19 protein-coding genes are annotated in these 23981 nt (G+C 51.0%); 18 read left to right on the forward strand and 1 reads right to left on the reverse strand.

Annotation, left to right across the window (positions count from 1 at the left end; genetic code table 11):
- Positions 1-18 precede the first annotated feature (18 nt).
- Positions 19-993: an RluA family pseudouridine synthase gene (locus RHOM_RS07230; protein ID WP_014079634.1), complete on the forward strand. Its 975-nt coding sequence runs from the start codon at positions 19-21 to the stop codon at positions 991-993.
- 166 nt (positions 994-1159) lie between these two features.
- Here the strand turns inward: RHOM_RS07230 and RHOM_RS07235 are convergent, their stop codons facing one another.
- Positions 1160-1537 (reverse strand): metal-dependent transcriptional regulator, encoded by a 378-nt coding sequence (locus RHOM_RS07235; protein WP_014079635.1) that lies wholly within the window; start codon positions 1535-1537, stop codon positions 1160-1162.
- 210 nt (positions 1538-1747) lie between these two features.
- Here RHOM_RS07235 and RHOM_RS07240 point away from each other — a divergent pair, with 210 nt between their 5' ends.
- From RHOM_RS07240 to RHOM_RS07320, 17 genes are all read left to right on the forward strand, one after another.
- Positions 1748-2281 carry a Holliday junction resolvase RecU gene (locus RHOM_RS07240; RefSeq protein WP_014079636.1) on the forward strand — a complete coding sequence of 178 codons (534 nt, stop codon included), beginning with the start codon at positions 1748-1750 and terminating at the stop codon, positions 2279-2281.
- A gap of 102 nt (positions 2282-2383) precedes the next feature.
- Entirely contained in the window at positions 2384-3571 is a 1188-nt protein-coding gene (hisZ, locus tag RHOM_RS07245; protein WP_014079637.1) for an ATP phosphoribosyltransferase regulatory subunit, read from the forward strand.
- Positions 3572-3599: 28 nt separating this feature from the next.
- Positions 3600-4262 (forward strand): ATP phosphoribosyltransferase, encoded by a 663-nt coding sequence (hisG, locus tag RHOM_RS07250; protein WP_014079638.1) that lies wholly within the window; start codon positions 3600-3602, stop codon positions 4260-4262.
- On the forward strand, positions 4259-5566 hold the full coding sequence (gene hisD / locus RHOM_RS07255; RefSeq protein ID WP_014079639.1) for a histidinol dehydrogenase: 1308 nt from the start codon (positions 4259-4261) through the stop codon (positions 5564-5566). Before hisG ends, hisD begins: the two co-directional genes overlap by 4 nt.
- A 64-nt stretch (positions 5567-5630) precedes the next feature.
- The gene (gene hisB / locus RHOM_RS07260) at positions 5631-6218 is read left to right on the forward strand and encodes an imidazoleglycerol-phosphate dehydratase HisB (protein ID WP_014079640.1); all 588 of its coding nucleotides are present in this window, start codon (positions 5631-5633) and stop codon (positions 6216-6218) included.
- Positions 6219-6235: 17 nt separating this feature from the next.
- On the forward strand, positions 6236-7516 hold the full coding sequence (hisIE, locus tag RHOM_RS16925) for a bifunctional phosphoribosyl-AMP cyclohydrolase/phosphoribosyl-ATP diphosphatase HisIE (protein WP_014079641.1): 1281 nt from the start codon (positions 6236-6238) through the stop codon (positions 7514-7516).
- Positions 7480-8589 (forward strand): acyltransferase, encoded by a 1110-nt coding sequence (locus tag RHOM_RS07270; RefSeq protein ID WP_014079642.1) that lies wholly within the window; start codon positions 7480-7482, stop codon positions 8587-8589. Before hisIE ends, RHOM_RS07270 begins: the two co-directional genes overlap by 37 nt.
- 28 nt (positions 8590-8617) lie before the next feature.
- On the forward strand, positions 8618-8920 hold the full coding sequence (locus tag RHOM_RS07275) for a hypothetical protein (protein ID WP_014079643.1): 303 nt from the start codon (positions 8618-8620) through the stop codon (positions 8918-8920).
- Between the two features lie 13 nt (positions 8921-8933).
- Positions 8934-10796: a TIGR03960 family B12-binding radical SAM protein gene (locus tag RHOM_RS07280; RefSeq protein WP_014079644.1), complete on the forward strand. Its 1863-nt coding sequence runs from the start codon at positions 8934-8936 to the stop codon at positions 10794-10796.
- Positions 10786-11502 (forward strand): TIGR03936 family radical SAM-associated protein, encoded by a 717-nt coding sequence (locus RHOM_RS07285; protein ID WP_014079645.1) that lies wholly within the window; start codon positions 10786-10788, stop codon positions 11500-11502. The genes RHOM_RS07280 and RHOM_RS07285 overlap by 11 nt, the downstream gene beginning before the upstream one ends.
- A complete protein-coding gene (locus RHOM_RS07290; protein WP_014079646.1) occupies positions 11499-12755 on the forward strand; it encodes a ribonuclease E/G in 1257 nt (418 codons plus the stop codon). The genes RHOM_RS07285 and RHOM_RS07290 overlap by 4 nt, the downstream gene beginning before the upstream one ends.
- 89 nt (positions 12756-12844) lie before the next feature.
- Positions 12845-15574, forward strand: coding sequence for a GH36-type glycosyl hydrolase domain-containing protein (locus RHOM_RS07295; protein ID WP_014079647.1), 2730 nt, complete (start codon positions 12845-12847; stop codon positions 15572-15574).
- An 11-nt stretch (positions 15575-15585) separates the two neighbouring features.
- Entirely contained in the window at positions 15586-18702 is a 3117-nt protein-coding gene (locus RHOM_RS07300) for a hypothetical protein (RefSeq protein WP_014079648.1), read from the forward strand.
- 107 nt (positions 18703-18809) lie between these two features.
- The gene (locus tag RHOM_RS07305; RefSeq protein WP_014079649.1) at positions 18810-20225 is read left to right on the forward strand and encodes an ABC transporter substrate-binding protein; all 1416 of its coding nucleotides are present in this window, start codon (positions 18810-18812) and stop codon (positions 20223-20225) included.
- A 105-nt stretch (positions 20226-20330) separates the two neighbouring features.
- Positions 20331-21266, forward strand: coding sequence for a carbohydrate ABC transporter permease (locus RHOM_RS07310; RefSeq protein ID WP_014079650.1), 936 nt, complete (start codon positions 20331-20333; stop codon positions 21264-21266).
- 2 nt (positions 21267-21268) lie between these two features.
- The gene (locus RHOM_RS07315; protein WP_014079651.1) at positions 21269-22102 is read left to right on the forward strand and encodes a carbohydrate ABC transporter permease; all 834 of its coding nucleotides are present in this window, start codon (positions 21269-21271) and stop codon (positions 22100-22102) included.
- A 206-nt stretch (positions 22103-22308) separates the two neighbouring features.
- Positions 22309-23967, forward strand: coding sequence for an extracellular solute-binding protein (locus RHOM_RS07320; protein ID WP_014079652.1), 1659 nt, complete (start codon positions 22309-22311; stop codon positions 23965-23967).
- Positions 23968-23981: the final 14 nt, after the last annotated feature.

Below are 23981 nucleotides of genomic sequence, written 5' to 3' on the forward strand. Positions count from 1 at the left end.
GGCGAATGGAGAGAGACTATGCAGGAATTGCACATCGGCGAGAACGACGCGGGACAGCGTTTTGACAAGTATTTAAAAAAGCTTCTGGCAGAGGCTCCCGGCAGTTTTGTCTACAAGATGCTGCGCAAGAAAAACATTACCTTAAACGGCAAAAAGGCGGACGGCACGGAGAAGCTCTCCTGCGGGGACGAGGTGAAGTTGTTTCTCTCGGACGAGACCTACGAGAAGTTCCGGGCAAAGTCAAAAACGGTGATGCCAGAAGCTTTCAGTGGTTCAGAAAAGACTTTAAGGCAGCTTAAAGTCCTTTATGAGGATGCGGATATTCTTATCATAAACAAGCCGTCCGGCATGCTCTCCCAGAAGGCGAGACCCGAGGATGTTTCCGCCAATGAATATATCTTAAGCTATCTGCTTAGGGAGGGAGCGCTGACCGAGGAGGAGATGCGCACCTTCCGTCCGTCAGTCTGCAACCGCCTGGACCGGAATACTTCCGGTATTCTGATTGCGGGAAAGACTTTAAAGGGACTTCAGGAGATGTCTAAGGCATTAAAGGAGCGGACGATCCAGAAGTATTACCGGTGTGTGGTAAAAGGGGAAGTCCTTAGAGAAGATTACTTGAAGGGGTGGCTCGTTAAGGATGAACGTGAGAATAAAGTTACCGTCAGTACGGTAAAACCCAAAAGTGCGGATGCCGCGCCGATTGAGACAGCGTACCGGCCCATCTGGACGGGCGGCGGTTACACCGGGCTGGAGGTTCATCTGATCACCGGACGTTCCCATCAGATCCGGGCGCATTTGGCGTCCATCGGACATCCGATCATCGGGGATGTAAAGTACGGCGACGCCGGCACAAACGAACAGTTCCGCAGACAGTGTAAGGTAAAATCACAGATGCTTCACGCATACCGCATTGTCTTTGCGGACGGGAGAGAAGTGATCGCGCCCTGCGGCGCAGAGTTCGCGCGCGTGGAAGAGTGGTGTAAGAACCGGTAGACAGGTTGTGGCAGAAAGAATTGCAGCACAAAAAATGGAAGTTCAACCTTAAGCTGAACTTCCATTTTTGTCGTTTTCGATGAAATCTTTCCTGTACGGAAATGGATGTGGCGTCTGACCGCCTCAGATCTTTCCTGTACGGAAATGGATGTGGCATCTGACCGCCTCAAATCTTTCCTGCACTGGAATTGATGTGGCGCTTGATCGCTTCAAAGCTTTCCGCACTGACATCGTGCTCGATCTTGCACGCATCCTCTGCGGCAACCCGCGGATCAACCCCAAGCATCGTCAGCCAGTTGGATAAGATTGTGTGGCGCTCATAAATTTTTTCCGCGACTTCAAGTCCGCTTTCCGTCAGATGGATGTATCCTTCCGGGCTGACGGTAATATAACCGTTCTCACGAAGATTCTTCATTGCCACGCTGACGCTTGGCTTCTTAAAGTTCATCTCATTGGCGATGTCGACAGAGCGCACGTTGCCCAATCTATGATTTAAGACCAGAATCGTTTCCAGGTAATTCTCGTTTGACTCATTCATGACCATCTGGCATCCCTCCCATTGCTAACCTTCATTCTAGGATCTTCGGGTAAAACCCCTCTCTGGGTTCAAGTATATCATAATTGGAGAGGTTTGACAAAGGGATATTTTTATTGTGTACCTACTGAGAATTCTATATAATAGAGAAAAGAAAAGGATGAAAGATGCATGACGGCAGCTAACTGCCGGTGTGTCAAGAGAGTATCTGGAGGCAATATGGCAACTTGGAATTCAAGAGGACTGCGTGGATCAACGCTGGAAGAGTTTATCAACCGTACCAATGAGATTTATCAGGAGAACGGTCTTGCGCTGATTCAGAAGATTCCCACACCGATCACGCCGATCAATATCGACAAACAGACCAGACATATCACGCTGGCGTATTTTGACCAGAAGAGCACGGTGGACTATATCGGTGCCGTACAGGGAATACCGGTCTGTTTTGATGCAAAAGAATGTAATACGGATACCTTTCCACTTGCCAATATTCATGAACATCAGGTTGCGTTCATGGAGAACTTTGAAAAACAGGGAGGGGTATCTTTTTTCCTGCTCAGTTTTACGAAGCGGGATGAGTTCTACTATCTGCGCCTGGATATGCTCTTAGAGTTCTGGAAGCGCGCAAAGGAGGGCGGAAGAAAGAGTTTCCGCTATGAGGAACTGGACCCGGAGTATTTCCTGCCGCGGCAGCGTGGCGTTTTGGTTCCGTATCTGGATGCACTGCAGAAGGATTTGCTGCGCAGGGATTGACAATTATTCTAAGATCTCCTATAATAAACAGAGTTTCACTTGCTATCATGCTACCATAGTAGCAAGGTAAAGTATAAAAGTATCAGGGAAATGAGGGCGATCATGAAAAGACAGTTATTGCATACGCCGGAAGGTGTGCGGGATATTTATAATGATGAGTGTGAGAAGAAAATGCTTCTTCAGGACCAGCTATATCATATATTACGTCTGCACGGTTATCATCCGATTCAGACGCCGACATTTGAGTTTTTTGATATATTCGGACGGGAGATCGGCACCACGCCGTCGAAGGATCTCTACAAGTTTTTTGACCGGGAAGGCAACACGTTGGTGTTAAGACCGGATATCACGCCGTCGATTGCACGCTGTGCCGCAAAGTATTTTGGCGAGGAAGAACTTCCGATCCGGCTGTGCTACATGGGGAATACTTTCATCAATAACAGCAGCTATCAGGGACGACTGAAGGAATGTACACAGCTTGGCGCGGAGCTTTTGGGAGATCCATCAGTGGATGCGGATGCGGAGATGATCTCCATGGTGATTTCCTGCCTGAAGGCGGCGGGGCTTAAGGAGTTCCAGCTTAGCATCGGACATGCGGATTTCTTCCGGGGACTGATGGAGGCAGCAGGGCTTTTGGAGGAGCAGGAGGAGGAACTGCGCGAACTCATTTCCAACAAGAACTTTTTCGGTGTGGAGGAGTTCGTGGAGACTTTAAACCTCGAGGAGAACTTAAAGAATCTCTTTGGCATGCTCGGGAATCTCTACACGGGTTCGGATGAACTTTCTGCCGCAAGGGAATGTGCAGCATCCTATCCCAGGATCTTAAAGGCGATCGGGGATCTGGAGGAACTTCATAAAATACTGGAAGTCTATGAGGTTTCCCGTTATGTTTCGTTTGAACTTGGAACGATCAGCAACTACCAGTATTACACCGGTATCATATTTGCGGGATATACGTTCGGAAGCGGAGAGGCGATTGTAAAGGGAGGCAGATACGACCGGCTCCTCACCTGTTTTGGAAAAGATTCAGCATCCATCGGCTTTGCGTTTGTGATTGACCAGCTGATGGCTGCACTGCAGAGACAGAAAATTGATGTTCCGGTGGAACGCTGTGTGGAGCTGATGGTCTATAAATCTGCCAAACGGCAGAAGGCGATTACCGCAGCGGCGACAGCGCGTGCAGTCGGACGCTGTGTGGAGCTGATGTTGTGGGATGAGACGAAGCAAAGGAAAGATTACGAGGATTATGCAGCTCGCAGCCGGATGACAAACGTGCAGTTTTTCGCGTAGAAGGCAGAGAAGGGAGAGACGTTTTAATATGGAGGATATGAGATATCTGACTTTTGCGCTCGGCAAAGGCAGACTTGCAAAAAAGACACTGGAACTGTTTGAGAAGATCGGCATTACCTGTGAGGAGATGAAGGATAAGGACACGAGAAAGCTGATTTTCGTGAATGAGGAGTTAAAGCTTCGTTTTTTCCTTGCCAAGGGACCGGATGTGCCCACTTATGTAGAATACGGCGCCGCGGACATCGGTATTGTCGGGAAGGATACCATACTGGAGGAGGGACGCAATATCTACGAAGTCTTGGATCTCGGGTTTGGAAAATGCCGGATGTGCATCTGCGGACCGAAGGATGCGGAAGAGTTGCTGAAGCACCATGAACTGATCCGTGTTGCAACCAAGTATCCGCACATCGCCAAGGACTATTTTTACAATAAAAAGCATCAGACGGTGGAGATCATCAAGCTGAACGGTTCCATCGAGCTGGCGCCGATCGTCGGGCTCTCGGAAGTCATCTGCGATATTGTGGAGACCGGCTCGACTCTGCGCGAGAACGGTCTGGTGGTTCTGGAGGAAGTATGTCCGCTGTCTGCACGGATGGTGGTCAACCAGGTCAGCATGAAGATGGAAAATGAACGGATCACGAAGCTGATCGCGGATTTAAAGAGAGAGATAGAAAGGAAGGATCTGGCATGAGAATCTTAACGTTAACCAAAGAGACACAGCAGAATATACTGGAGAATCTGTTAAAGCGCAGCCCGAACTCCTACGGGGAGTACGAGGGGCGTGTGAACGCCATCATCGAGGAGGTGCGCGCCAACCGCGACGCGGCTGTTTTTTCCTACACGAAAAAGTTTGACGGTGCCGACATTGATGCCGGAAATATCCTTGTCACGGAGGAGGAGATCAGGGAAGCCTACGAGAAGGTAGATCCAAAGCTCCTCTCCGTGATCCGCAAGGCACTTGTCAATATCCGAGACTATCACAGCAGACAGCGCCAGAATTCCTGGTTTGATTCACAGGAATCCGGCATTATCTTAGGACAGAAGGTGACTCCGCTTGCGAGAGTCGGCGTGTATGTGCCGGGCGGCAAGGCCGTCTACCCGTCGTCGGTGCTCATGAATGTCATTCCGGCAAAAGTGGCGGGTGTGGAGCAGATCATTATGACGACACCGCCGGGAGCAGACGGGAAAGTCTATCCGTCCACACTCGTGGCGGCAAAGGAGGCGGGCGTGGACGCCATCTATAAGGTGGGCGGCGCGCAGGCGATCGCTGCGATGGCGTTCGGAACCGAGAGCATCCCGAAGGTGGACAAGATTGTAGGCCCAGGAAATATCTATGTGGCACTTGCAAAAAAGGCTGTGTTCGGTTATGTCAGCATCGACTCCATCGCGGGGCCGAGCGAGATCCTTGTCCTTGCGGACGAGACAGCGAATCCGCGTTATGTGGCGGCGGACCTGCTGTCGCAGGCGGAGCATGACGAGATGGCTTCCGCTATTCTGATTACCACAAGCCGCACGCTTGCCGGGCAGGTGGCGGCTGAGATCGACCGCTTTGTGGAGAAGCTGTCGAGAAAGGAGATCATCACAAAATCGCTGGAGAATTACGGATACATTCTGGTTGCCGACAGTCTGGACGATGCGATTGCAACGGTCAATGAGATTGCGTCCGAGCACCTGGAACTTGTGACGAAGAATCCGTTTGAGGTGATGACGAAGATCCGCAACGCCGGAGCAATCTTTATCGGCGAATATTCCTCCGAGCCGCTCGGCGACTACTTTGCGGGACCGAATCATGTGCTTCCGACCAACGGTACGGCGAAGTTCTTCTCGGCGCTTGGCGTGGATGATTTTATCAAGAAATCCAGCATCATTTCCTATTCCAGGGAGGCGCTTGAGAATGTATACAAGGACATCATCCAGTTCGCGGAGTGCGAAAAACTCACGGCACACGCCAATTCAATCCGTGTCCGGTTTGAGGAAAATTCTGAACAAAAGTAATTCCTTTTTCGTGGAAACCGTAATATAATAAAAGTTGAAGTGTTGGGAAGGAACGGGAGTCAGTATGAGCAGAACAGCAGATTATGTGCGAAAGACCAAGGAGACAGACATCACGCTCAGTCTGGAACTGGACGGGAGCGGAGTAAGCGAGATCGATACCGGGATCGGCTTTTTCGATCACATGCTCGAGGGCTTTGCCAGACACGGTTTTTTCGATCTGTCGGTCAAGGCGGAGGGCGATCTGATCGTGGATTGTCATCACACGATCGAAGATACCGGAATTGTGCTCGGCAATGCGATCAAAAAGGCGGTCGGGGACAAAAAGGGCATCAAGCGTTACGGAAGCTGTATTCTGCCGATGGACGAGACACTCGTTTTATGCGCGGTAGATCTCTCCGGACGGCCGTATCTGTCCTTCGACGGTAATTTTACCGTAGAGAGAGTCGGATACATGGACACGGAGATGGTGAAGGAGTTCTTCTATGCGATCTCCTACACGGCAGGGATGAATCTGCACATCAAGGTGCTGACGCCGGGCAATAACCATCACATGATTGAGGCGATGTTTAAGGCATTTGCGCGAGCCCTCGACGAGGCGACATCTTATGATCCGCGGATTACGGATATTTTGTCTACGAAGGGCAGTTTATAGAAAGGTATTATATTTTTATGGAACAGAAAAATATCGTTGCAACGATTTACTTAAAGAACGGACAGGCGGTACGGGGGATTGAGGATCACACCCCGCTGGCGGACGTCATCGAGCTGGCAAAGCTTTACAATGACAACGGAATTGACAAGATTATCATTTTTGATCTCTCTGACGATGATGAGGAGCATGAGAAGAATATTCACACGATCAAGAACATCAACCGTAACGTGGAGATCAAGACCTGCGCGGGCGGCAACATCAACCGCCTCGAGGACATCAAAAAGTTTATCTATGCCGGATGCCTTCAGGTCATTGTCAACGGCGCCAAGGCGAACAGCATCGAGCTTGCCGAGGAGGCGAGCAAGCGTTTCGGAAAAGACCGGATCCTCGTGTCGGTGGAGAATGTGGACTTCGTGTTCAAACATCAGGCGAAGATGAATGAGAATTTCCATGAACTTCTGGTGTTAAACACCGGTGTTCTGGATGCAATTGAGAATATTACGGATGTTCCGTATGTGGTCTATTTTGAGACCTGCGATTACGAGAAGATCATTGAGGTGTTAAAGCGGAGCAACACGCGCGGAATTGCCGGCGGTTTCTTAAACGATCCGAATACCAACATCATGGAGATCAAGTCACAGCTTTCTTCCGCGGGCATCAAGATGGACAATTTTGACCCGGCGTTAAAGTGGGATGATCTGAAAAAGAATTCAGAAGGCATGGTTCCCGTGATCGTGCAGGATTACCGTACAGATGAGGTGTTAATGCTTGCCTACATGAACGAGGAAGCTTTTTATACCACAATCAATATCGGTAAGATGACCTATTTCAGCCGGAGCCGTCAGGAACTCTGGACGAAAGGCATGACCTCCGGCCACATCCAGTATGTGAAGTCTTTGACGGCAGACTGCGATTATGACACAATCCTCGCGAAGGTATCCCAGGTGGGAGCAGCGTGCCATACCGGCAATCCGACCTGCTTTTTCAACGAGATTGTCAAGAAGGAATATGTGGAGAAGAATCCGCTTAAGGTACTCGAGGATGTCTATGAGATTATTCTCGACCGCAAGGCACACCCGAAGGAGGGATCTTACACGAATTACCTGTTTGACAAGGGAATCGATAAGATCTTAAAGAAAGTCGGCGAGGAGGCGACCGAGATTGTGATTGCGGCAAAGAATCCGGATCCGGAAGAGGTAAAATACGAGATCTCGGATTTCCTGTATCACATGATGGTGCTTATGGCAGAAAGAGGAGTCACATGGGAGGATATCACACAGGAACTTTCCCAGCGGTAAAGCCGCCGCGAAAGGTTTATATGGATGTTCTGCGCGTGATTGCGACGGTGTTTGTGATCTGTGTCCACACCGTCGCGCTCGCGAAGACGACAGCAGCGCCGGGGACGCTGCTTTTTCGCGTATTGGAAGTCTTTAATTATACGTTTTTGTCCTGCAACCTGTTCTTTGTCATGATCAGCGGCGCATTGCTGCTGCCGGTAAAAGGAGAGCGGTGCAGGGATTTTTTTGCGCGCCGTTTTATCCGTGTCTTCATCCCACTCGTGGTCTATTACAATCTGTATGTCTGTGCCAAAGAGGGAATCGGACGGCTCGCTCCGTCGCAGTGGGGACTGATGCTGCAGCGGTTCTTCATCGGACCGCCGGTGGAAGCGCCGCATCTGTGGCTGGTCTATGTCATTATCTGGCTGTATGTGCTCACCCCGTTTTTGCGGTATCTGGTGCAGAACATTCCCGATCCGGTCATGAACGGCGTGATGCTTGTGATCTTCCTTCTGAATGCGTATGTCACCTATGTGCCACTGTTTGGCGTTACGCCGCCTGCGGTACTCTCCGGTATTGTGAATTCGTATGCGGGGGCGTTTCTGCTTGGCTATTATCTCGCGAACCGCGCGGGGAAGCGGGCAGAGAATTTTTTCCTTGCGGCGGGTCTTGTGTCATATCTGATCACCTGCTATGTGATTCTGTTCCATGGCTGGTATGACGACTATATTTACAACAATGCGCCTACGATGATGTTTTATGCCGCCGCCGTGTTTGTGCTCATAAAGCGGCTGGTGCCCTGCGGCAGCAAAGAGAGCCCCTTTGTGCGCGTCATCGGGAAGTACAGTTATTCGATTCTGCTGATTCACTGGGGCGTGCTCCACTATGCCGTCAAGCAGGTGCTTCACGTCAATGTCCTGTCCGGCGGCATCGTGGGAGGCTGTCTGCTTGCCGTACTTCTCACGTTTGCACTGTCATTTGTGGGAGCCGTCATTTTGGATCAGACCATCATCCGTTTTTTGACGTTTGCGGTTTCAAAACTGATCGATGTTCTGCGCACATGTTTTTCCCAAAAATCTCATATAGTATCCTAGAGCACAGGCGGGATAGGAGAGGTGCAGTATGACAGACTATGTAGAACGGCGGAGAGCGTATGTCTCACAGGTCCGCAGTTCCTTTGAGACGGTAGCGGATGCGGGAGAGCCTTTTGACAGAGAGGAGCCACAGAGAGGGCGCGCGGGGGGACAGCTCCGCTTTCTTGTGGCACTGCTGCTGTTTTTGTTCTTTTTTGCATGGGATGACAGTGGAAATACGGTTTGCGGCGTCACTCCGGCGAAAATGATTGACATGATCGAAGATAATCGGTATGATACAATTTTGCAGGAGTGCGACGCAGTGCTTGCAGAACTTCTGCATACAGAATGAAAGGATAAAAGAAATGACAAAGTTAGCGTTATCCGATGAGATACTGATGAAGATTGATAAGCCGGCGCGCTACATTGGAAACGAGTTGAACAGCGTCTGTAAAAACAAAGACGAGGTATCGATTCGTTTTGCCATGTGCTTTCCGGATGTATATGAGATCGGTATGTCCCATCTGGGCATCCAGATTCTCTATGATATGTTTAATAAGAGAGACGATGTGTGGTGTGAGCGCGTGTATTCCCCGTGGCCGGATCTGCACAAGATCATGAAGGAGGAGAACATCCCGCTGTTTTGCCTGGAATCACAGGAGCCGGTGAAGAATATGGATTTTCTTGGAATTACCATCCAGTATGAGATGTGTTATACCAATATTCTCCAGATTCTTGACTTAAGCCAGATTCCGCTGCTTGCCGCAGACCGTGACGATACCGTTCCGATCGTGATCGGCGGCGGTCCCTGCACCTACAATCCGGAACCAATTGCAGACTTTTTCGATCTGTTTTATATGGGAGAAGGGGAGGTCGTATATGACCGCATGTTAGATCTCTATCAGGAGATGAAGCGGGCGGGCAGAAGCCGCAGGGAGTTTTTGCATGAGGCGGCAAAGATTCCGGGAATCTATGTGCCTTCCCTGTATCAGGTGGAATATAAAGAAGACGGAACGATCGCGTCGTTTACACCGGTGGATGAGGAAATCCCGGCGACTGTGACCAAGCAGCTCGTGATGGATATGACGGATGCGGTCTATCCGGAAAAGCCGGTCGTACCGTTTATCAAAGCCACGCAGGATCGCGTTGTGCTTGAGATTCAGCGCGGCTGTATCCGCGGCTGCCGTTTCTGCCAGGCGGGAATGGTGTACCGTCCGGTGCGCGAGAAAAATATTGAGCGCCTAAAGGCGCTTGCCACACAGATGATTGAGGCGACCGGGTATGAGGAGATCTCACTCAGCTCCTTAAGTTCATCGGACTACAGCTCTCTGGAGGAACTTGTCAATTTCCTGATCGACGAGTGCAGGGAGCGCAGGGTGAATATTTCGCTTCCGTCGCTCCGCATCGATGCGTTTTCACTGGATGTCATGAGCAAGGTGCAGGACATCAAAAAGAGCAGCCTGACATTCGCACCGGAGGCGGGATCACAGCGCCTGCGCGACGTCATCAACAAGGGACTGACGGAGGAGGTCATCTTAAACGGCGCCCAGATGGCGTTTGAGGGCGGCTGGAATAAGGTCAAGTTCTACTTTATGCTGGGACTTCCGACCGAGACAGAGGCGGATATGCGGGCGATCGCGGAGCTTGCCAATGAGACGGCGGCACGCTATTATGACACCGTTCCCAAGGAGAAGCGGAACGGCAGATGCCAGATCACGATCAGTACCTCCTTTTTCGTCCCGAAGCCGTTTACACCGTTCCAGTGGGCAAGAATGTACCCGCCGGAGGATTACATCGGACGTGCAAAAGTGGTCAACGACACGGTCAAGGAACAGTTAAACAAAAAGAGCATTAAATACAACTGGCATGAGGCGGATGTGACGGTCTTAGAGGGCGTATTGGCGCGCGGCGACCGGAAAATCGGACAGGCTATCTTAAAGGTTTATGAAAAGGGTGGCATTTTTGATGCATGGTCCGAATATTTTGACTATCAGAGATGGCTGGACGCCTTTGCGGAGTGCGGCATTGATCCCGATTTTTACACGATGCGCGAGCGTTCCATGGACGAGATTTTCCCATGGGATTTTATCGATACCGGCGTGACCAAGGAATTTTTAAAGCGTGAGTGGAACAATGCCATGAAAGAGACCGTGACGCCGAACTGCCGGATGCGCTGTTCGGGCTGCGGTGTGAAGAAGTTCGGAGGAGGTGTCTGCTATGAAAATTAGAATCCGTTTCCGCAAGTACGGTGTGATGAAGTTTATCGGACATCTCGATGTGATGCGGTACTTCCAGAAGGCAATGCGCAGAGCACACATTGACATCTGCTATTCGGAGGGATTTTCCCCGCACCAGATCATGTCGTTTGCTGCGCCGCTCGGCGTGGGCATTACGAGCGACGGCGAGTATATGGACATTGAAGTGCACACGAGTGCATCCACGGAGGAATCCCTCCGGGCGTTAAACGGCGTCATGGTGGAGGGCGTGGAGTGCACCGGTTATGTGAAACTTCCGGATCAGGCAAAGACGGCAATGTCGATCGTTGCCGCCGCAGATTATGATCTGTATTTTAAGGAAGGGTATGCGGCACCGGTTTCTGTTTCGGCGTTTGCTGACGGTATCCGCGATTTCTTTGAGAAACCGGATGAGGTTCTCATCACCAAGCAGACGAAAAAGAGCGAGCGCGTGCTGGATATCAAACCGCTCATCTACGGCTTTCAGGTGACGGACCGCGGCGGCGTGCCGTCCTTCTATCTGAAGCTTTCCACCGGAAGTACGGATAATCTGAAGCCGGAGCTGGTGCTTGAGGCGCTGTTTTTACACATGGGACTTACCTATGATCCCAATGCGATTCAGATTCACAGGAAGGATGTCTATGCGTCCGACGGGGATGATTTTGTGTCCTTAGGCGCGATGGGAGAAGTAATCGAATGAACCGTTACATGATAACGCGAGAGAAGATAAAAGGGCAGGAATATCTGATTTCTGCCCTTTATGATGAGAAAAAACATATGATTGAGGTATTGCCGGAGGCGGCGGGGGAGACATCACTGCTCGGCAATATCTATGTCGGAAAAGTCGAGAACATTGTCACCAATCTAAATGCCGCGTTTGTCAAGATAGCGCCGGATATACGGTGCTATCTGCCGCTGTCCGATGTGAAGAATCCCGTTTTTACCAGAAAGCTGTCGCAGACAAAGGCGCTTGCGGCGGGCGATGAACTTCTGGTACAGGTCTCGCGCGAGGCGCTTAAGACAAAAGATCCCGCGGTGACGACAAACCTGACGATCGCGGGAACCTATGCCGTCTTAACTTCCGGAAACCGGAAGAAGAGCGTCTCATCAAAGGTAAAGGGGGAGGCCAGAGAGCGTCTGGTGAAGCTTGTAGAGCAGACGGCAGGGGAGTACGGCGTGATTCTCCGCACCAATGCCGCAGAGGCTTCCGATGAGACGGTTCTGCTTGAACTGGAAGTGCTTTCGGAGCGCTATGAGACGATGGCGGAGGCGGCGGCACACAAGAACTGTTACACGCTTGTATACAGGGAGGAAGCGGGATGGCTGCGCCATATCAGAGACCTGCGGAAGGACGATCTGGAAGAGATTGTGACAGATGACCGCGGAATGTTCGAGGATATCTGCAGTGCCTGCCGGATCCATAAGCAGGCGCTTACGACGGGAGGAAGCGTGCCCGTGCCGGTGGACGATGTAATGACGGCGGATGGAATCCGGATCCGTTATTACAAGGATCCGGCGCTCTCCCTTGGAGCACTCTACAGTGTCCGGTCGGAGCTGAAAAATGCATTGAGTGAGCGCGTATGGTTAAAATCCGGTGCCTATCTGGTCATTCAGCCGACGGAGGCTCTGACGGTGGTGGATGTCAACACCGGAAAGAATGTGGCAAAAAAGGAGATGCAGGAGAACTTTCTGCGCGTGAACAAGGAAGCGGCAGAGGAGATTGCCAGACAACTGCGGCTGCGGAATCTCTCGGGAATGGTTCTGGTGGATTTTATAAATCTGACATCAAAATCCGCGGAAGAGGAACTGCTTAAGACATTCCGGGCGGCACTGCAAAAAGATCCGGTTCCGGCGCAGCTTATCGATATGACCGCACTCGGTCTGGTCGAGGTGACCCGCAAAAAAATAAAAAGACCGCTGCATGAGATTTTTCCGGACGGTCTGGGATTCTAAAAAAAAAGATACCTTTCAAAAAAAAGGTATCTTTTTTTGTGCCTGTTTTTTTCCTTAGAATAATAAAAAAATGAAAGGAAACTTGCAGGATGCAGAATACATATCAATTTATCAGTGATAAGGGAGTTTTTTCTCTGCCGGGGGCGGCAGATTACAGTGATCTGTATTTCCCGGTCGCAGGGGAGTGTGGTATCAAAAGCGCGGTGACGCCGACACTTGGCGGGGACTGCAAGCTGGATCAGAATACGTTTCTGCTGGAGCCGGTGAGCGTGGAGAATCTTCATAATAATCGGAATGCCAGAAATTTCTGGTGCCATATCGGAACGCACGGAAGCTGGTCCGCCACGGGCAATTCGGCGGAAGAAATCGCAAAAAAATTTACGGATCTTGCGGATGAAAACGAAGTGACAGCCGGTTTTATGTGGCAGACCGTGACGAGAACCTCCAGGAAGTATCAGCTTTCGGCACAGATCACGTCGTTTGTTCCGCTGGACGATCCGATGGAGATCATGTATGTGGAGATTACCAATACAGGCAACATGCAGGTACGATTCACGCCGACCGCAGCCATACCGGTCTATGGCAGGAGCGCGGACAATCTGAGGGATCACCGGCATGTGACATCGCTGCTGCACCGCATCCGCACGGTGGAGAACGGTGTGCTTGTGACGCCGACGATGTCTTTTGACGAGCGGGGGCACCGCCCGAACGAGATGACCTACTTTGTGTGCGGATACGACCAGACGGGGGAGGCACCGGAAGATTTTTACCCGACCGTGCAGGATTTTATCGGCGAGGGAGGTAATTTTGAGCGGCCAAAGGCGGTTGTCAAAAATCTTGCCGGTGTGCCGGCGGGCAGTGCATATGCCGGATGTGAGGCGGTCGGCGGACTCCATTTTAAGGAGAGGATTCTTGCACCGGGCGAGACCGCAGGATACACGATCATGATCGGGGCGGTGCGAAAGACGGAATATGCCGGGGAGACGATTTTAAGCATGACGGCAGCGTACCGCACGGCGGCGCAGACGAAGGCGGCGTATGAGCGCATGAAAACATACTGGGAACAGAAAGTAAATGTATCCTACCACACGAAAGACCGCCAGTTTGACCGCTATATGCAGTGGGTCAGCTTTCAGCCGATCCTGCGCCGGATCTATGGCTGTTCCTTTTTGCCGCACCATGATTACGGAAAGGGAGGAAGAGGCTGGAGAGATCTCTGGCAGGACTGTCTGGCACTTCTTTTGATGAATCCGGACGGTGTGCGCGAGATGCTTCTCAATAATTTTCAGGGTGTCCGCATCGACGGAACCAATGCGACCATTATCGGAAGCAAGGAGGGAACCTTTATCGCCGACCGCAATCAGATTACGCGCGTGTGGATGGATCACGGGGTCTGGCCGTTTGTGACGACAAAGCTCTATATCGACCAGACCGGCGATCTTGCGGTTCTGGAGGAAGAGATCCCATATTTTAAGGATCAGCAGGCAGGGCGCGGGACAAAGAAGGATGCGGCATGGAAGGCGCAGGACGGCTGCTGGCAGAGGGATGCCGCGGGAAATGTCTACCGCGGAAGCGTGCTGGAGCATCTTCTGCTGCAGAATCTGACGGCTTTCTACGAGGTGGGCGAACACGGACATATCCGCCTTCGCGGCGCGGACTGGAACGATGCGCTGGATATGGCGGGCGAGCGCGGGGAGAGCGTTGCATTTACCAACGCCTATGCAGGCAATCTCCGGGAACTCGCGGAGCTGCTTGCACTCTACGCAGAGAAAACCGGGAAGGAGTCTGTGCCGTTAAATCGGGATCTTTTCGTGCTGCTTGCGGATGACGACACCCTGTATGCATCGGTTCAAAAAAAGCAGGAACTCTTAACGCGCTATACCGATGCATGCATCCATGAAGTAAGCGGGCAGAAGACAGAGGTTTCGATTACAGAGCTTGTCCGCAGCCTGCAGAAGAAAGCAGCCTTTCTGACCGGACATATCCGTGCCACAGAGTGGGTGACCGATGAGGAGGGAAACGGCTGGTTTAACGGATACTATGACAATCATGGCAGGTGCGTGGAGGGTGTCTTTGCGCAGGGCGTGCGCATGATGCTGACCAGTCAGGTGTTTGCCGTTATGGCACAGACCGCGACGGATGAACAGGTGGCAGAGATTGTCCGCAGCGCAGACAAATATCTGTACTGCGACGCGATGGGCGGTTACCGGTTAAATACGGATTTCGGTGAAGTGAAAATGGATCTGGGAAGAATGTTCGGGTTCGCTTACGGGGAAAAGGAAAACGGTGCGGTCTTTTCACACATGGCGGTGATGTTTGCAAACGCCCTCTATAAGCGGGGATTTGTAAAGGAAGGGCACCGGGCATTGGATGCGCTTTACCGTCAGTCTGTCCATTTTGAAACCAGCCGGATTTATCCGGGAATCCCGGAGTATTTTAACAGCCGCGGAAAGGGAATGTACCATTATCTGACGGGGGCGGCAAGCTGGTACATGCTTACCGTGATTACGGAAATGTTCGGCGCGAAGGGATGTGCCGGCAATCTGATGTTGGAACCGAAGCTGGAGCGGCAACAGTTTGATCTGGATGAAAGAGCGGAGCTTTTCTTTTCGTTTGCGGGACAGTCGCTGCATCTGGTCTACGAGAACAAAGAGCACAAGGAGTACGGCGCTTACCGCCCGGGAACGATCCGGATTGACGGGGAATTGTGGGATTATTCCGGGGGAGAGAAAGAGACGCGCAGTGTCTGCATCGACAGGGAGCGGTTAAAGCAGCTGGATTTTGATGTCACGCATGAAATTTTGGTGGAACTGGTGTAAAGGAGAATGAGATGACAGGGAAAAATGAGACGTTTGTAATGAATGATTATGGGAAAAAATCCACATTTGCGAGTTTTCTGCCGGGAATTGCAGGAATACGGGGAATCCCGATCTGGTGCTACTATGTGAATCGCGGACAGTGTGTGGTGAGTTTCGGCGTGGACAATAAAGATCATGCGATCATGGAATTTTATCCGGCGCATCAGGCATATCAGAATGTAAAGACCACAGGGTTCCGCACATTTTTAAAGAAGAACGGTACGGTTTTTGAACCGTTTTCGGATGAGAACATCACGCAACGGATGCAGATTCACATGAATGGTCTTGCAATCGAGGAGCAGAACCGGTCAAGTGGAATGGACACAAAAGTGGTGTACTATACACTGCCCGGAGAAAATGTCGGCGCGCTTGTGCGCGTGGTGAGTGTCACCAATCAGTCCGGGGAGCCCATCGAGCTGGAACTGCTTGACGGCATGCCGGCGGTGATTCCGTACGGCGTGTCCATGGACAGCATGAAAAATATGGGGCAGACCGCGAAAGCGTGGATGCAGGTCGAGGATTTAAACGAGGGTCTGCCGTACTACCGCGTGCGGGCAAGCATGGATGACACCGCGGCGGTGCGCAGGATCGACGGCGGCAATTTCTCGGCATGCTGCGAAGCGGATGGCAGACGGTTGCAACCGATCGTGGATCCGTCTTTGGTTTTTTCCTATGATCTGTCGCTGAAAAGACCGGTCGGTTTTGAAGAACGCCCGTTAAAGGAACTTCTTCTGGAAGAACAGATGACGCAGAACCTGCTGCCGTGCAGCTTTTACGGCATCACGCGCACCCTTGCCCCGGGCGGAAGCGTCACCTTATATGAACTGATCGGACAGGTGGAGAACAAGCAGCTTTTAAAGGAATATTTTGCGGAAAAGAAAGATGCCGCCTATTTTGAGGCGAAAAAAAGAGAAGCTGATGAACTTGCAGAGGCGCTGACAGACGGTATCTGCACCAGGACAGCTTCCGCGGCGTTCGATGCCTACTGCAGGTACACTTATATGGACAATGTGCTGCGCGGCGGTTATCCGATGCAGCTGGGGAACAATAAGATCTTTTATGTCTATTCCAGAAAACACGGTGATCTGGAGCGGGATTACAATTACTTTTCCATGCTGCCGGAATTCTATTCGCAGGGAAACGGGAACTTCCGCGATGTCAATCAGAACCGCCGCTGCGACACCTTTTTTGCACCGTTCGTCGGCAGAAAGAATATACAGGAATTCTACAGTCTGATCCAGCTGGACGGGTACAATCCGCTTGGCGTCGAGAAACTGACCTACCGCCTTTCAAAGGAGCGGGCAAAGAAGCTGTTGACAGACGTGAAGGAGGAGCAAAGAAGCGCGCTGATTGACTTCGTGACAAAGCCGTTTACGCCTGGAGCACTCTGCCGGAAGTTCGGGGAGGTATTCGGCGATACCTGGGATGAGACGTTATTTATCCGGGTCATTGATTTTGCGGAGGAGATGGTGAACGGATCGTTCGGGGAAGGCTACTGGAGCGATCACTGGACCTACAATCTCGATCTGATTCTGGATTACCTTTCCGTGTTCCCGGAGCAGGAGAAGGAAATGCTCTATGAGGAGGTCTATACCACCTTTTTGTCCAGAATCAATGTGAACCGCAGGTTCCGCCGCTATGTGGAGACGGAGAATGGCTTAAGGCAGTACCGGGCGTTAAACGAGGCGTCCAGGCGGGCGGACTTGGGGGAAAAACTGGTGAGAACCGAATACGGCAGCGGGGATGTGCTGACCATGACGCTGATGGAGAAATTGATACTGCTCGGTGCTGTGAAATTTGCCACGCTGGATGCTTACGGAATGGGAATCGAGATGGAGGGCGGAAAGCCCGGATGGTATGACGCCCTAAACGGTATGCCGGGACTTTTCGGTTCTTCCATGGCGGAGACCTACGAGCTGGCGCGCATGCTCTCCTACACCATAGAGGCCTTAAAGCAATATCCGGGAGAAGTCGCACTCATAGAGGAACTGGGATGTTTCCTGGATGAACTGAATCTGATCACGCGGCTGGAGCACGACAATATCATGCGGGACGAGGAACTGTTGTCCTTCTGGAACCGGATCAATGACGCGAAGGAGATTTACCGCGACAAGACCTATCAGGGCGTATCCGGTAAGAAGATGGTCTATCACACGGAGCAGCTTGCGGCGATTCTGGAAGGATTCTTGGAGATTGTTACCTGCGGAATCAAAAAGGCGCGCCGGATCTCCGGGGAGATCTGCCCGACGTATTTTACTTACGAGGTGCCGGAGTATGAAAAGTTAAAGGACGGCGGCATCCGCCCGTTAAAATTTGTTCCCCAAAATATGCCGTATTTTCTGGAGGGACCGGTGCGCTATCTGAAGCTGCCTGTGGAGCAGGGCGAGAAGCGTGCCCTGTACGAAGCGGTCAAAGAGAGCGATCTCTACGACGGGGAACTGTCCATGTACAAGGTGAATGCTTCCCTTGCGGATTCCTCTTTTGAACTTGGGCGTGCGCGTGCATTTACCCCGGGCTGGCTCGAAAACGAATCCATCTGGCTTCATATGGAATATAAATATCTTCTTGAACTTCTGCGCAGCGGTCTCTATGAAGAATTTTTCGCGGATTTCAAGAAGGCTGCGATACCGTTCCAGAACCCGGAGATTTACGGAAGAAGCATTTACGAAAATTCCTCGTTTATAGCCAGCAGCAGGAATCCGAATCCGTCCTGCCGCGGAAGAGGATTCGTGGCAAGACTCAGCGGATCAACGATCGAATTTATCAGCATGTGGAAAGAGATGATGTTCGGCGCACATCCTTTCCGGACGGAGCAGGAGGAACTGGTCTTTTCGCTTGCACCGGCCATTCCGGCGTATCTGATTCCGGAGGATGGCAGACTTTCCGCTGCGTTTATGAGCAAGACGACCGTGTGCTATGAATTTGGCGGGCACAGGGATTATGTGCCGGGAACCTACCGGATCCGCCATATGGTGTTTTTCTATGAAAATGGCAGTCAGGCGACCGTTGAGGGGGAGAAAGTCTCCGGAAAACTGGCGGAGGATATCCGCGCCGGAAGGGTCAGAAAAATGGAGGTTGCCGTGGACTAAAAAAATGATACCTTTTTAAAATTTGGATCATTTTTTGAGGAAATGAAAGCATCTATAATGCAAGTATCAAAACAACAGAGATGTTGAAATAAAAGGAGGATATTTTTATGAATTGGAAAAAAGCAGTATCCGTCATGCTCGTTGGCATTATGGCATTATCAATGACCGCATGCGGCGATTCGGGAGAAACAAGCACAGATGCAGCTTCTGGTGGGGGAAGTACCGCAGAATCTACGGAGGGTGCAGGCACGTCCGCTTCCGGCGATGATAAGCTGGTGGTATGGACACTCTCAAATGACCTGATCGACTTTGGTGAGCGCTTTGAAGAGCAGACCGGAGTTGCCGTTGACACGGTTGTCATTGAGCCTGCAAACTATCCGACCAAGGTGCAGACAGCGCTTTTGGGCGGCGAGAGCGAACCGGATATTATCGTAGGCGAGCCGAAGATGCTGGAGGATTTTTACGACGCAGGATTTTTTGAGGATCTGAATCAGGCACCGTACAACGCACAGGACTATGCAGATCAGATCGTTGATTATGTATGGAAAGTCGGACAGGATTCCGAGGGCATCCAGAGAGCCATTTCCTATCAGATCACCCCGGCAGGTATCTATTACAGAAGAGATATTGCCAAGGAAGTATTCGGAACGGATGATCCGGATGAGGTCGGCAAATTATTTAAGGATTACCCGACTATTCTGGATACCGCGCAGAAGTTGAAGGACGCGGGATACCGTATTTTCTCCTCAGACGCAGAGATGGGCGTATTTTCCGGTGATTCCGCATGGGTGGTTGACGGTGTCTTAAATGTAGACCAGGCAAGATTTGATTACATGGATCTTTGTGTGGATCTGTATCAGAAGGATCTCACCGCATATGCCAACCAGTGGTCCACGCCGTGGTATCAGGCAATGGCGGGAGAGGTTCCGATCTTAACCGCAGATATCCAGAATTACGCGGATGATTCTGTCAACGTATGGGATGCAACAGAGTTTGCAGAGGCAACCAAGGGCATGGACACCACGACGGTCTTCGCGTTCGGACTGCCGTCCTGGGGCGTACTTACCATGAGAGATAATGTCGGCGACACCTCCGGTTTGTGGGGCGTCTGCAAGGGACCTTCCTCCGGATTTGACGGTGGTACCTATATCGGTATTTCCTCCCAGTCCAACCGCAAAGATACCGCATGGGAGTTTGTAAAATTCTGTACATTAAATGAAGACACCGCAGACTGGTGGATCGATTTCTCCCAGGGCGATACCGTTTCTCTGAAATCCGCGCTTGAGAAGCACAAAGATGATGAAAATGCAATCTACGGCGGTGAGAAACTGTACCAGTTCTGGTTAGAGCAGGCGAAGGAGATTGATACCTCCAAGGTAACCCGTTACGATCAGGCAATCGGTGATGCATGGGGCAATGCGATCTCTGCGGTCAAGACAGGACAGATGACCAAGGAAGAGGCAGTGAATGATTTCTATGACACGATTGAATCTACATATCCTGATATCACAGTAAACAGATAAGAGCAGGGTAACTTGGTATCCTCCCGGACGGCAGCCACAATGTCCCCAAAGGATGTTGTGGCGGTGCCGGAGGGGGAATACAAAATGAGATAGAGGGGATTTCCTATGGCAAAAACAAATCCGAAAAAAAAGACATCAAACCTCACAAAGTATAACCGGGCAGGCTACTTTTTCGTGGCTCCCTTTGTGATCGTTTTCCTGATTTTCAGTGTGTACCCGGTATTCCGCACACTCGTTTTAAGCTTTACCGACAGCAAGCTGGCAGGAATGCCGTACCATTTTGTCGGTCTGAAAAATTATACACGCGTATTTACCGATAAGTTTTTCTGGAGAGCGCTCTGGAATACAATCAGGATCTGGGGCGTTAATATCGTACTACAGTTAGGACTCGCATTTTTGCTGACCGTTGTGTTCAGTGATATTAAATATAAATTTAAGGGGCTGCCGGTGTTTCGGGCACTGTATTATCTGCCGAACCTGATCGCAGCCACCTCTGTCGCTTTTCTCTTTAAGACACTGTTAGACTGGAGATACGGTACGTTTAACCAGATCTTAAATTCCGTCTATCAGTTCTTCGGAGTGAACAAGGCGCCGGTAGACTGGCTTGGAAATTCCGGCACCGCAGGAAGCGTCATCGCAGTCATCAGTGCATGGATGTGGTTTGGCAACTCCTTCATTATGCTGATGGCAGGCGTGCAGGGAATCAACAAAGATTACTTTGAAGCCGCAGCGATTGACGGGGCAGGGCGCTGGACGACATTTGGAAAAATCACGCTGCCGCTGTTAAAGCCGATCATGCTTTACGTGGCAATCACTTCCTTGATCGGAGGACTGCAGATGTTTGACCTGCCGTTCCTTATGTCGGAGAAGACGGCGGCATCCTACAACTCAATTGAGACCGTGGTAATGTATCTGTATAAATTTGGTTTCTCGACAGGCACAACACAGACCGGATATGCATCTGCCATTGCATATGCATTGTTCTTAATCATTCTGATTGTATCTGTGCTGCAGTTAAAATTAGTCAACAAGGAGGATTAGTTATGACGACGGGTGATAAGATAAAAAAGAGCGTTATTTATATTCTGCTTGTCCTGCTTGCGGCGGCGTGCCTGTTCCCGTTTCTTCTGATGATGGTCAACGCGACCAGGGACGGTGTGGAGATTACACATTTCTTTACGCTGATACCGAGCACGCATCTGAAAGAAAACTGGGAGACCGTATTTAGTTTCTTTAATCTGTTCCGCGGAATGGCAAACAGCTTACTGGTTGCAGTTCCTGCCACACTGCTGACGGCGTATTTCTCGGCGATGACGGCATATGGACTGGCAATGTATCGATTCCGCGGCAACAAGCTGATCTTTACGGCGATCCTTGTGTTTATGATGATTCCGGGACAGCTCAGCCTGATCGGTTTTTACAATTTATGTACCAAATTAAAACTGGTAAATTCCTATATCCCGCTGATTGTGCCGGCGGTTGCGGCACCCGGAACGGTGTTTTTCTTAAGACAGTACATTTTATCGGTGATGCCGCCGGCACTGGTGGAGGCAGCCAGAATCGACGGTGCAAGCGAATTATATTCCTTCCACAGGATTGCGCTTCCGATCATGTCTCCTGGTATTGCGACGATGGCGATCATGGCATTTATCGGAAACTGGAACAATTATCTGCTTCCGATGATTATCTTAAACAAAAATGAGAAGTTTACATTGCCGGTCATGATGGCGACGTTAAAAGCATCGACGGACATTCAGAGAAATCAGGGCGCTATTTATCTGGCGGTGGCAATCTCTGTCATACCGATCCTGATTGTGTTCTGTTTCTGCTCGAAATACATTATCAGCAGTATTTCGGCGGGCAGCGTCAAAGAATAAACTGCCAGCAGGTTTCAAAACTTTATTTTCATAGTTCTCCTCTTAAAAAGAGGCACTTTCCGGAAACGGAAAGTGCTTCTTTGCGTGCTTTACGCTAGTACAGGGGAGATGGGAAAACGGCTTTTCCTGCTGGAAATATGCCGGAAAATATTATATGATAGAGACAGGAAAATCTTTGATTTTACGGAGAAAAACGGGGGATTGGAATGGGTGGCAAATATAAAAAACAATGGGCGTGTGTGACGCTTTTTTCTCTTATAACAGCGGCGCTGTGCGGTGCCTGCGGGAATGTTATGACCGGCGCTTCCGGAAATGTGCCGGAAACGGAAGCAGCCGGACAAGTGCAGCCGGACGGGGATCTTCCGGCATGGCAGACGTACGCAGACGATCCGGTGACGCTGGACTGGTATATCAACTACTCCTGGTTTTCGACGCCGTGGGGCGAGAACCTGGTGTCGCAGACGATCACGGAGGAGACGGGCGTGGATATTCATTTTATCACGCCGCTCGGAAATGAATCCGAGAAACTGAACGCCCTGATTGCGTCCGACTCGCTGCCGGATTTAATCACGCTCGGATGGTGGGAACCGCAGGTGAGCGAGATGACAGAAAACGGCATGGTCTATGCGCTCAATGAGCTTGCGGACAGCTATGATCCGTATTTCTGGGAGGTCTCGGACCCGGTGGCCGTGAACTGGTATACCACGGACGACGGCAATATTTACGCCTACCCGAACTCCTCCATCACGCCGCAGGATGTAGAGCAGTGCGAGGATTTAAGCAGCAATCAGACCTTTCTGGTGCGCAAGGATATCTACGAGGCGATCGGAAGCCCGGATATGACAACACCGGAAGGCTTTTGCGCAGCGGTAAAGAAGGCAGCGGAGATGTTTCCGGAAGTAGACGGGGAGCCTCTGATCCCGATCGGTGCGCACGTGTTCGACAACGAGGGAAATGTCTCCTTTGACAAATACCTGATGAATTTTCTTGCCATTCCGTGGGAGAAAGACGGCGTCTACTATGACCGCTATACCGATCCGGAATATTTTCGCTGGCTGAAAGTATTCAGACAGCTGGGAGAGGAAGGTTATCTTGCGAATGATATTTTTGTGGACACCCGGACACAGATGGAGGAAAAAGTGGCGCAGGGCCGCTACTTCTGCATGCTGTATCAATATTCGGATATGCTGACACAGCAGAAAATTTTATATGCCAATGATCCGGACAGCATTTATATGGCGGTGGAAGGTCCGAGAAATGCAAATGGGGACGATCCGCTGCGCCCGACAACCACGATCAACGGGTGGACGGTGACGCTGATTTCCAAGAACTGCAAACACCCGGAGCGCGCGATTGCGTTTCTGGATTATCTGATGAGCGAGCACGGGCAGCTTCTCACCTATCTGGGCGTCGAGGGTGTGACTTACGATATAAAGGACGGAAAGCCGGTACTCCGCGATAACATCAAGCAGATTCTGGACACGGACCGCGCAGCTTACGACAGGGAATACGGGGCGGACGATGCCTACTGGATGCTGCAGGACAATGTGATGCAGCTTCAGTGGAAACAGGAACCATCGCCTGCAACGGCACAGCTGGAGGAATGGGGAAGAAAATATGTCGTATACAACGGTCAGTATGATGTGGTATTTGACTCCGGCTCCAAGGAGGCATCGGAGGAGGACAAGATTACAAAGCTCTGGAGCCAGACGCTTCCGGCGCTTCTTATGGCACCATCGGAGGAGGAGTTTGACACCCTTTTTGAAGAATTTATTGAGAAGCGGGATGAGCTGGGCTATACGGATGTCATGGAGAAGAAGACGGCATATATGAACAGCGCCAAAGAGAAGCTTGGCATCCAGTAAAGAGACGGAGAGTG

This window comes from Roseburia hominis A2-183 (assembly GCF_000225345.1).
GTDB classification, from domain to species: Bacteria; Bacillota; Clostridia; order Lachnospirales; family Lachnospiraceae; genus Roseburia; species Roseburia hominis.

Coding starts and splice junctions, on each gene's coding strand:
- RHOM_RS07230 (WP_014079634.1), top strand. CDS start 19: ATGCAGGAATTGCACATCGGCGAGAACGACGCGGGACAGCGTTTTGAC.
- RHOM_RS07235 (WP_014079635.1), bottom strand. CDS start 1,537: ATGGTCATGAATGAGTCAAACGAGAATTACCTGGAAACGATTCTGGTC.
- RHOM_RS07240 (WP_014079636.1), top strand. CDS start 1,748: ATGGCAACTTGGAATTCAAGAGGACTGCGTGGATCAACGCTGGAAGAG.
- hisZ (WP_014079637.1), top strand. CDS start 2,384: ATGAAAAGACAGTTATTGCATACGCCGGAAGGTGTGCGGGATATTTAT.
- hisG (WP_014079638.1), top strand. CDS start 3,600: ATGGAGGATATGAGATATCTGACTTTTGCGCTCGGCAAAGGCAGACTT.
- hisD (WP_014079639.1), top strand. CDS start 4,259: ATGAGAATCTTAACGTTAACCAAAGAGACACAGCAGAATATACTGGAG.
- hisB (WP_014079640.1), top strand. CDS start 5,631: ATGAGCAGAACAGCAGATTATGTGCGAAAGACCAAGGAGACAGACATC.
- hisIE (WP_014079641.1), top strand. CDS start 6,236: ATGGAACAGAAAAATATCGTTGCAACGATTTACTTAAAGAACGGACAG.
- RHOM_RS07270 (WP_014079642.1), top strand. CDS start 7,480: ATGGGAGGATATCACACAGGAACTTTCCCAGCGGTAAAGCCGCCGCGA.
- RHOM_RS07275 (WP_014079643.1), top strand. CDS start 8,618: ATGACAGACTATGTAGAACGGCGGAGAGCGTATGTCTCACAGGTCCGC.
- RHOM_RS07280 (WP_014079644.1), top strand. CDS start 8,934: ATGACAAAGTTAGCGTTATCCGATGAGATACTGATGAAGATTGATAAG.
- RHOM_RS07285 (WP_014079645.1), top strand. CDS start 10,786: ATGAAAATTAGAATCCGTTTCCGCAAGTACGGTGTGATGAAGTTTATC.
- RHOM_RS07290 (WP_014079646.1), top strand. CDS start 11,499: ATGAACCGTTACATGATAACGCGAGAGAAGATAAAAGGGCAGGAATAT.
- RHOM_RS07295 (WP_014079647.1), top strand. CDS start 12,845: ATGCAGAATACATATCAATTTATCAGTGATAAGGGAGTTTTTTCTCTG.
- RHOM_RS07300 (WP_014079648.1), top strand. CDS start 15,586: ATGACAGGGAAAAATGAGACGTTTGTAATGAATGATTATGGGAAAAAA.
- RHOM_RS07305 (WP_014079649.1), top strand. CDS start 18,810: ATGAATTGGAAAAAAGCAGTATCCGTCATGCTCGTTGGCATTATGGCA.
- RHOM_RS07310 (WP_014079650.1), top strand. CDS start 20,331: ATGGCAAAAACAAATCCGAAAAAAAAGACATCAAACCTCACAAAGTAT.
- RHOM_RS07315 (WP_014079651.1), top strand. CDS start 21,269: ATGACGACGGGTGATAAGATAAAAAAGAGCGTTATTTATATTCTGCTT.
- RHOM_RS07320 (WP_014079652.1), top strand. CDS start 22,309: ATGGGTGGCAAATATAAAAAACAATGGGCGTGTGTGACGCTTTTTTCT.